Origin of the sequence: Streptococcus oralis (genome assembly GCF_001579175.1) — a bacterium.
Classification (GTDB): Bacteria; Bacillota; Bacilli; order Lactobacillales; family Streptococcaceae; genus Streptococcus; species Streptococcus oralis_O.
Map to the genome: position 1 here is coordinate 458,043 of NZ_KQ970759.1, position 9,611 is coordinate 467,653.

The window sequence follows — 9,611 nt, forward strand, 5'->3', positions numbered from 1 at the left end:
AGGAAAACCTTATGGCCGAGTTGGAAAAGATTGGTCGCATCATCAAGCGTGTGCTTCCAGAAGCACCACATGAAACCTTTCTGGCACTTGATGCCTCTACGGGTCAGAACGCTTTGGTACAGGCTAAAGAATTTTCTAAAATCACTCCAGTTACTGGTATTGTATTGACCAAGATTGATGGAACTGCTCGTGGTGGTGTTGTTCTGGCAATTCGTGAAGAACTCAATATCCCTGTAAAATTGATCGGTTTCGGTGAAAAAATCGATGATATCGGAGAGTTTAACTCAGAAAACTTTATGAAGGGTCTTTTAGAGGGCTTGATTTAACAGAAAGTAAATAATCCTGCAAGATACACTTGCAGGATATTTTTGTTATTCTAAACGACCTTGTTCTCGATAGGCGATATCTGGTTGCCAAGTCCATTTGGCTCCAAACTTCTCAAGTAAGTCAAAGCTAGCTTGTGGTCCCATGCTTCCAGACTTGTAGTCGTGGAGCGGAACTCCATTTTGAGCCCAGAGCTCTTCGATACGGTCAATCAATTTCCAAGAAGCGCTCACCTCATCCCAGTGGCTAAAGTTGGTAGAATTGTTATTCAAGACATCGTAAATTAGCTTTTCGTATGGATCTGGTGAAGCGCCAGTAGCGGTAGCATCTGTACGATAATCTAAAGAGCTTGGCGCCAGGTTAAATTCTTCACCTACTTGTTTACCATTGAGGCTGAGAGAGAAACCTTCTGTTGGTTGGATGTAGATGGTCAAGATATTTGGTGCCAAAGGCTCACCAAAGATAGAGTCCATTTGCTTAAAGACGATATTGACATGAGTGCCTTTTTCTGTTAGGCGTTTACCAGTACGGAAGAAGAAAGGAACGCCACGGAAGCGATCGCTGTCTACAAAGAAGGCACCAGAGGCAAAGGTTTCTGTTGTAGACTCAGGGTTAACGTTTGGCTCGCTACGGTAGGAAATGTATTTCTTACCATCGATCTTTCCAGAACGGTATTGACCACGGATAAAGTGTTCTTTTAATTCTTCCTCACTTGGTTGGTGGAGATTTTTAAATACTTTAATCTTCTCAGCACGAATCTCATCTTTTGTAAAGCTGGCAGGCTTATCCATGGCTAGAAGAGATAAAAGCTGGAGAGTGTGGTTTTGAACCATGTCACGGAGGGCACCAGATTCATCATAGTAGCCACCACGTTCCTCAACTCCCAAGCGCTCAGCAAAGGTAATCTGCACATTATCAATGTGCTCACGGTTCCAAACATTTTCAAAGATCATATTGGCAAATCGAACCGCAAAGATACTTTGAATCATTTCTTTCCCCAAGTAATGGTCGATACGGTAGATCTGTTCTTCATCAAATGTTGCTAGAAGATCCTCATTTAGCTTACTTGCAGTTTCATAGTCTGTGCCAAAAGGTTTCTCAACAATCAAGCGCTCAAAACCTTTGCCGTCAACGATGTTTTCAGACCTGAGGTGTTTGGCAATGGTACCAAAGAACTGAGGTGCCATAGACAAGAAGAAGAGCTTGTTGTGTTCAGCTTGGTATTTTTCGTTGAGCTCAGCCTGTAATTCACGTAAAGCAATGTAATGTTCCGTATCATTCACATCATGGCTTTGATAGTAGAAGTGGCTAGCAAATTCCTGGGCTTGCTCGGTACTATCTGCCAAATCAAGGATGGACTCGACAACTACAGATTCAAAATATTCCTTACTCCAAGGTCTACGAGCTGTTCCGATAACAGCAAAATGCTCAGAGAGATTGCCTGATTTATAGAGTCTGAAAAGGGAAGGGTAGAGTTTGCGTTTAGCTAAATCTCCACTCGCACCGAAAATTGTAACAATAACCTTTGATGACATCTAGCTACCTAATTTCTATATTTTTTCCTAGTTGGACTAGGGATGAGATTTCCTCATTATCATAGTTTTTATTTTATCATAATTTTCAAAAAAATCAAAAATCCAATACGCAATTAAAAAACTGTAAGGATTTCCTTACAGTTTCGTTTTATACGTTTAGGACCTTGTCCAAGAACTCTTTTAGACGAGGGTGTTGCGGGTTATCAAAGATTTGATCTGGCGTCCCATCTTCTAGGAATTCACCATCAGCTGTAAAGATAACGCGGTTGGCTACCTGACGTGCAAATCCCATCTCGTGGGTTACGATGATCATGGTCATGCCTTGCTCCGCCAATTCCTTCATAACATTCAGTACATCTCCAACCATTTCAGGGTCAAGAGCAGAAGTTGGCTCATCAAAGAGCATGATATCAGGATTCATGGCAAGTCCACGAGCGATAGCTACACGCTGTTTCTGACCACCTGAAAGGCTATCTGGGTTGGCATGTGCCTTATCAGCAAGGCCAACTTTCTCTAGTAATTCCATTCCCAATTTCTCAGCTTCAGCCTTGGTCATCAATTTGTGTTCAACTGGAGCAAAGGTAATGTTATCTAAAACGGACATGTGAGGGAAGAGGTTGAAATGTTGGAAGACCATTCCCACGTTTTCACGAACATGGTCGACATTGGTTGATTTTTCAGTCAGATCATAACCATTTACTGTGATGTGGCCACTCGTTACCTCCTCGAGAAGGTTAAGGCTACGGAGGAAAGTGGATTTACCAGAACCAGAAGGACCGATGATACAAACAACATCTCCTTCATAGAATTTAGTTGTAATACCTTTTAAAACTTCGTTTTTTCCATAATACTTATGCAAATCATTTACATCAATTTTTAGTTTTGCCATTAACGAATCCTCTTTTCTAAGCGTTTCGCTAGTCTAGTCAAAAGCGTGATAATTACAAGATAGAAGATAGCAAGGATTGCATACATCTTGAAACTTTGGTAGTTACGGGCGATGATGATCTTACCAGTTTGGAAAAGTTCCACCAAACCGATAGCAGACACGATGGTTGTATCTTTAAGAGCGATAACGAATTGGTTGACAAAGTTTGGCAACATCAATTTAGTTGCTTGTGGCAAGATAATCTTACGCATGGTTTTTCCATAAGAGATACCAAGACTGCGGCTGGCCTCCATTTGACCAACTGGAACAGCTTGGATACCACCACGAACAATTTCAGCAATATAAGCAGCTGAATTGAGCGAAAGGGCAATGGTACCAGCTACAAAGTCGTTGATAGGGCTTTGCTGACCAGTAATCGACTCGATGAAGTTTGGAATACCCCAGAAGATGAAAGCTGCTAGAATCATCAACGGAATACCACGAATGACATCCACAAAAATCTCTGAAATGACTCTGAGTGATTTGTATGGACTAACGCTGAACATACCAAAGATAATCCCAATCACGATGGCAATCGCAAACGAAATAAGTGCTAAAGCGAGAGTGATTCCAAGCCCGCTAAGGAGTTGTTTGTAGTTGTTTTGAAGCAAGCCCCAGATAGTGGTTTCGTCAACTGTATTTGTAGAAGTAGTTGTTGGTCCACTTGCTAGATACTTGTCGAGAATTTTTTGGAATTCTCCATTAGCTTTGAGATTGGCAAGTCCCTTATTAAACATCTGGATCAACTCTGGATTGCTACCTTTCTTGACTGCAAAAGCTGTTTCGCCGATTGGAGTTCCAGCGATTGGCGTTTTCAATTTTTGACCTTGGCTGATCGAATATTTAAGAACAGGCTCATCATCCATCACGGCATCGATAGCCCCAGTATTGAGACTGTCGTACATTGATGCACCATCTGCAAAAGTTTTAATCTTGTAACCGTATTTGCTTTGGTTTTCCGTAAGGAATGTTTGAGAAGCAGTACCATTTTTAACACCAACGGTCTTATCCTTGAGGTCTTCATAAGAAGCGATAGTGCTTGATTCTTTTACACCGAGAATGGTATTAGCAGTGTAGTAGGAATCTGAGAAGTCAAATGTTTCCTTACGGGCATCTGTTACAGACATACCAGCAATGATACCATCTGCTTGCCCCGCTTGAACAGCGCTGATAGCTGCGTCAAATCCAGGATTGGTAATTTCAATCTCAATTCCTTGATCCTTGGCAATAGCCTTGATCAAGTCCATATCAATACCAGTGTACTCGTTATCTGAATTTTGAAATACGAAGGGAGCAAAAGATGAATCACTTGCAATAACATACTTAGATTTAACTGTGTCAGCTTTTACTACTCCTAGTGAGAAAATGGGAAATAAAACTAGCAAAAATGCTAGGAATTTTTTCTTCATTTTAAGTCTCCTTTCTGAATATTTTCCCATTATAACAGAAAATATTTCAGAAGGCAAATTTTAAGACTTTTTATGTAAGAAGATATAACATAGATTTATAACCCTGTTAAATTCAGAGATAAAGAATCTGGTAAAATTTATGGTAAAATAGAAGGATAGAAAAATGCAGATGAGGCAATCATGATAAATCGAATAACAGATAATAAATTTAAACTAGTATCAAAATATCAACCTTCAGGAGATCAACCCCAAGCGATTGAGCAGTTGGTTGATAATATCGAGGGTGGAGAAAAAGCCCAAATTCTGATGGGGGCGACTGGTACTGGGAAGACCTATACCATGAGTCAGGTCATTTCCAAAGTCAATAAACCAACTTTGGTCATTGCCCATAACAAAACCCTAGCTGGTCAGCTCTATGGAGAGTTTAAGGAATTTTTCCCTGAGAATGCTGTTGAGTACTTCGTATCCTACTATGATTATTACCAGCCAGAAGCCTATGTGCCTTCTAGCGATACCTACATTGAGAAGGACAGTTCCGTCAATGACGAGATTGATAAGCTTCGCCACTCAGCGACTTCAGCCCTTTTAGAGCGTAATGATGTCATCGTTGTGGCTTCTGTCTCTTGTATCTATGGTTTAGGTTCGCCTAAGGAATACTCTGATAGCGTGGTTAGTCTCCGTCCAGGTCTGGAGATTTCGCGTGATAAACTCTTGAATGACTTGGTAGATATACAGTTTGAACGCAATGATATTGATTTCCAACGGGGAAGATTTCGCGTTCGTGGGGATGTGGTGGAGATTTTCCCAGCGTCCCGAGATGAACACGCTTTTCGAGTAGAATTCTTCGGAGATGAAATTGACCGTATCCGTGAGGTTGAGGCTTTGACAGGTCAGGTATTGGGAGAAGTGGATCATTTGGCGATTTTCCCAGCTACTCACTTTGTGACCAATGATGACCACATGGAAGTTGCAATTGCCAAGATTCAGGCAGAGTTGGAGGAGCAGTTAGCTGTCTTTGAAAAGGAAGGAAAACTGCTAGAAGCCCAGCGTTTGAAACAGCGGACAGAGTATGATATCGAGATGCTACGTGAAATGGGCTATACAAATGGGGTTGAGAACTATTCACGCCACATGGATGGTCGTAGCGAAGGAGAGCCTCCTTATACGCTTCTCGACTTCTTCCCAGATGATTTCTTGATCATGATTGATGAAAGTCACATGACCATGGGGCAGATCAAGGGTATGTACAATGGAGACCGTTCGCGTAAGGAAATGCTGGTTAATTACGGGTTCCGTTTGCCATCTGCTTTGGACAACCGTCCTCTCCGTCGGGAGGAGTTTGAAAGCCATGTGCATCAGATTGTTTACGTTTCAGCGACACCTGGTGACTATGAGAATGAACAGACCGAGACAGTGATCGAGCAAATCATCCGTCCGACTGGTCTTCTAGATCCAGAGGTGGAAGTTCGTCCGACTATGGGACAGATTGATGACCTTTTAGGTGAAATCAATGCCCGTGTTGAAAAGAATGAGCGTACCTTTATCACCACCTTGACCAAGAAAATGGCCGAAGATTTGACGGACTACTTCAAAGAAATGGGTATCAAGGTCAAGTATATGCACTCGGATATCAAGACCTTGGAGCGGACGGAGATTATCCGTGACCTGCGCTTGGGTGTCTTTGATGTCTTGGTCGGGATTAATCTCCTCCGTGAAGGGATTGACGTTCCTGAGGTGAGTCTCGTAGCTATTCTAGATGCTGATAAGGAAGGTTTCCTTCGTAACGAACGTGGCTTAATCCAGACAATTGGACGTGCTGCTCGTAATAGCGAAGGACATGTCATCATGTACGCTGATACCATGACTCAATCTATGCAACGTGCCATTGATGAAACGGCTCGTCGTCGGAAAATCCAGATGGCCTATAATGAAGAGCATGGTATTGTACCACAGACAATCAAGAAAGAAATCCGTGACCTAATCGCCGTGACCAAGGCAGTTGCCAAGGAAGAGGATAAGGAAGTTGATATCAATAGCCTCAATAAACAAGAGCGCAAAGAACTCGTCAAAAAACTGGAAAAACAAATGCAAGAAGCCGTCGAAGTGCTTGACTTTGAACTGGCAGCTCAGATCCGTGATATGATGTTGGAAGTCAAGGCGTTGGATTAGAATATAAAGGTTAAAAGAATGACTAATACAGAAAATAAAGAATTTCCTGTTTGGGGTCAATATCCAAAAAAGAATCCCAAATTTAAATATGTTAGAGCTAAACTCAAAGATGAAATTATTCCTGATATTTCTGATGAAGATTTAAGAGCACTATCTGACTTTCCATTGATTTATATTTATATATCCCCTATTCAAAGTGATGGAAGAAGGTATTATATTGGTCAGACTATTGATGTGAGTAGGAGAACTAAAGAGCATAGTGAAAAGTTAAAAAAAGAAGATTATGAACGTTTTAAAGAATTTATAAATGGTGAGTACATAGCTTTTTATGGAGAGAATATATCCCAAAATTTAAATTATATTGAAAAAATTTTGATTTTAACTTTTATTGAAGAATTTAATTTTTTAAATTTTGTAAACATGAACAAAGATGATGGTTACGTTGGTAAACTACTTGCAAACAAAGATAGAGGTAATGAATCAGGAAAATATCAATCTTTAAGAGAAGAAGTTGAAAAAGAGATAATCAATAATATTCTTAAAATTTTACAGAATAATGATTTAATTGATAATAAGCCAAATTTAAAGAGAGTTACTTCAAGTTTGTTTGCGGAAAGTCCTTTCTTTGAACTCACGGAAAATCAAAATTCCATTTTAAAAATGATTTTAGAACAAAGTGATAAACGTGTTCATTTTATTAAAGGGGGAGCTGGAACAGGGAAAACTGTACTATTATTACATCTTATTGCTCGTTTAAAATTAGAAAAACCTAATTCTCAAATTGCTATATTTGTAAGGAATACACATAGAGATAGATTTAAAAAAATTTTAACTAGTTACGGATTGAAACCAAATAAAAACAATATAGATATTGTTACTTTTAATAAATTAAAAAATACTAACAAAAAGTTTGATTATATTTTTATTGATGAGGCTCAACGAACAACAAGATTAACTGAGAATTTAATCTATCCTACAGGTGCCAAACATGATACAGATATTTTAAAAAATATTAATGGAATTTCAAATAATATAAACGATTTTTCGAAGGAAGAGTTTGATAAACTACCTTATCCATCTGTTTTAGACTATATCAAAAAGAAATTCGATGATTCACAATTAATAATTTCTTATGATAATACTCAATGTTTAAGAAAAGTTGATAATAAATATGTTGAAGAAACTTTTAAAGATTTACAGAATGCTGTTAATAATACGCCTGAATTAGAACCTCAGCTCAGAATTTTAAAAGGTAATGATAGTAAATTTGCAAATAAGTTTATAACATTTATAAAGGATCTGTTAGGAATAGAATCTAAAAAAGATTTGGATGATAGCTTTGTTTCTAAATATAAAGATTTAGGAGAAAAAGGATATTTTAGAATCGCAAGAAATATAGAGGATTGGGCGCAATATATAACAGATAAGCAGTCAAGATTTTCCGAAAAAAAATCATTACGATTAGCTGGTTATTGTAAACCCTTAAAAAATGATAAAGTATTTTTAAAAGTTGAATCTACTGGGGAAGTGTTGAAATGGAGTGAGAATGGCAAAAAGTATAGAGAATATGCAAACAAAACAAAAGAAGTTGGAAATGTTTATGATATCCATGGTTTTGATGTAGATTTCACATCAGTCTATATTGGTAAAGATATCTATTTAGATGAGAAAGAAAAATGTATAAAAGTTGATAAATATAATTTTTTTGACACGGCTGCAAAAAAGGGAGTTAATCAAATTGATGAATTTGTAAAAAACGCTTATTATATTTTATTGACTAGGGCAGTATATGGTCAAATAGTTTATATAGAGGATGATAAACTAAGGGAGTTTTTGCTAAAAATATTTTCGGCTGACAAAAATTAATTGTTTATGAAATAGTATATTGATTTTTAACAAATGCAAGAAGCCGTCGAAGTGCTTGACTTTGAACTGGCAGCACAAATTCGGGATATGATGTTGGAAGTCAAGGCGTTGGGGTAGTGAAGGAGAAAAATAAATGGATCTTACTATCAAACAGATGGAAACTCCTGAAGAGATAGAAGGTAAGTCCCTCGTTCATTGGCAGACGTGGAGAGAGGCTTATGACGACCTTTTACCTGCAGAATTTCAGGAGACAATGACATTAGAAAGATGTCGATTCTTTAGTCAAAAATATCCAGAAAATACATTGATTGCGATGGATGGCATGAAGGTAGTTGGTTTTATCAGTTATGGAAACTTTCGTGATGTGGCTATTCAAGCTGGCGAAATTATTGCCTTATATGTTTTAAAAGACTATTATGGAAAAGGTATTGCTCAGAAGTTAATGAAGGAAGCTCTGACGACTCTTGAACAGTTCTCTGAAATATTCTTATGGGTATTAAAAGAGAATAAGCGAGCCATTGCTTTTTATCAAAAAATGGGTTTTACTCTTGATGGTCAAGAAAAAATACTTGAACTTGGAAAACCGTTCACTGAAATTAGAATGGTATATAAGAAATCATCAGAATTTGAGAGTTAAATGCAAGGACAGTTGTGATTTGTTTTCAGATTGCAAAATCAACAAATGATTACGTTTTAAAATATATTTTAAATAGAGGGAAGTTATTATGGATTTGAAAGAGAAGAATTATAAGAAGTCGTCAGGGCTTAGATTCTGTTCGTTTTTGGTTACAAGGGCATCGATTTGTCAAATTTTTGCTTGATATGTTCTTTTATATCATCTTGTTCCTAATTATAGAATTTACAACATCACAGAACAAAAGCATTCCAGCTGATTATCGGTACAGAGAACTCTTATTTCCCTTACAATTGAATCTTTTTATCTTGGGTAATAGGTTTTATGCTCTCTTTTTGTCAGTGAAAACTAAAAAAGAAAGGACTCTTAAAAGATTTTGTGAACCCTTTATTTATATCAATATCCTTAGCTTCATTTTTCAACTGATTGGTGTGAGAAAAAGAGGAAGAGTTGTTCTCTCGCCTTTGCTTTCACTGGAGTCTTCCTATATCTGGTTTCCTATTGTCATCTACCTTCTAGTCTTGATGTTAACGTTGGCAATCTTCTTTCTCTCTAAAGCTTCAAAAAAAGGAGTAGATGAAAATGAAGATGAGTAGACAAATGAAGTACAAGACAAAAGAAAAGCCTTCTTGGACTAAGATGATTTATCTTTGGATGGAAAGGCACCGAAGGATTGGTCAACTCCTGGATACGAGTGTGTTATTCGGATCTTTGTTTGTATCATTTCTTGCTGCCTCTTTCATTGG

7 protein-coding genes and 2 pseudogenes are annotated in these 9,611 nt (G+C 37.9%); 6 read left to right on the forward strand and 3 right to left on the reverse strand.

All coding sequences use genetic code 11. The annotated features are described in order from the left end of the window. Nucleotides 1-326: pseudogene (locus SORDD24_RS02295) on the forward strand (signal recognition particle-docking protein FtsY); the annotation flags it as partial. Between the two features lie 45 nt (nucleotides 327-371). Here the strand turns inward: SORDD24_RS02295 and zwf are convergent. From zwf to SORDD24_RS02310, 3 genes are all read right to left on the reverse strand, one after another. Next, nucleotides 372-1,859 (reverse strand): glucose-6-phosphate dehydrogenase, encoded by a 1,488-nt coding sequence (gene zwf, locus SORDD24_RS02300; protein ID WP_061407089.1) that lies wholly within the window; start codon nucleotides 1,857-1,859, stop codon nucleotides 372-374. 148 nt (nucleotides 1,860-2,007) lie between these two features. Beyond that, nucleotides 2,008-2,748: an amino acid ABC transporter ATP-binding protein gene (locus tag SORDD24_RS02305; RefSeq protein ID WP_061407093.1), complete on the reverse strand. Its 741-nt coding sequence runs from the start codon at nucleotides 2,746-2,748 to the stop codon at nucleotides 2,008-2,010. Beyond that, nucleotides 2,748-4,196 (reverse strand): amino acid ABC transporter substrate-binding protein/permease, encoded by a 1,449-nt coding sequence (locus tag SORDD24_RS02310; RefSeq protein ID WP_081103488.1) that lies wholly within the window; start codon nucleotides 4,194-4,196, stop codon nucleotides 2,748-2,750. The genes SORDD24_RS02305 and SORDD24_RS02310 overlap by 1 nt, the downstream gene beginning before the upstream one ends. 180 nt (nucleotides 4,197-4,376) lie before the next feature. Between SORDD24_RS02310 and uvrB the strand changes: the two genes are divergently transcribed. The 5 genes and pseudogenes from uvrB (at nucleotide 4,377) to SORDD24_RS11560 (ending at nucleotide 9,461) form a co-directional block, all read left to right on the forward strand. Continuing rightward, nucleotides 4,377-6,365 carry an excinuclease ABC subunit UvrB gene (uvrB, locus tag SORDD24_RS02315; RefSeq protein WP_061407098.1) on the forward strand — a complete coding sequence of 663 codons (1,989 nt, stop codon included), beginning with the start codon at nucleotides 4,377-4,379 and terminating at the stop codon, nucleotides 6,363-6,365. Nucleotides 6,366-6,383: 18 nt separating this feature from the next. Continuing rightward, nucleotides 6,384-8,231, forward strand: a complete 1,848-nt coding sequence (locus SORDD24_RS02320) for a DNA/RNA helicase domain-containing protein (protein ID WP_061407103.1) — start codon at nucleotides 6,384-6,386, stop codon at nucleotides 8,229-8,231. A 30-nt stretch (nucleotides 8,232-8,261) separates the two neighbouring features. Further along, nucleotides 8,262-8,348, forward strand: a pseudogene (locus SORDD24_RS10750) (UvrB/UvrC motif-containing protein); the annotation flags it as partial. A gap of 16 nt (nucleotides 8,349-8,364) precedes the next feature. Further along, nucleotides 8,365-8,868, forward strand: a complete 504-nt coding sequence (locus SORDD24_RS02325) for a GNAT family N-acetyltransferase (RefSeq protein WP_061407106.1) — start codon at nucleotides 8,365-8,367, stop codon at nucleotides 8,866-8,868. A gap of 338 nt (nucleotides 8,869-9,206) precedes the next feature. Continuing rightward, entirely contained in the window at nucleotides 9,207-9,461 is a 255-nt protein-coding gene (locus tag SORDD24_RS11560; RefSeq protein WP_231082659.1) for a hypothetical protein, read from the forward strand. The last annotated feature ends 150 nt before the right edge of the window (nucleotides 9,462-9,611 follow it).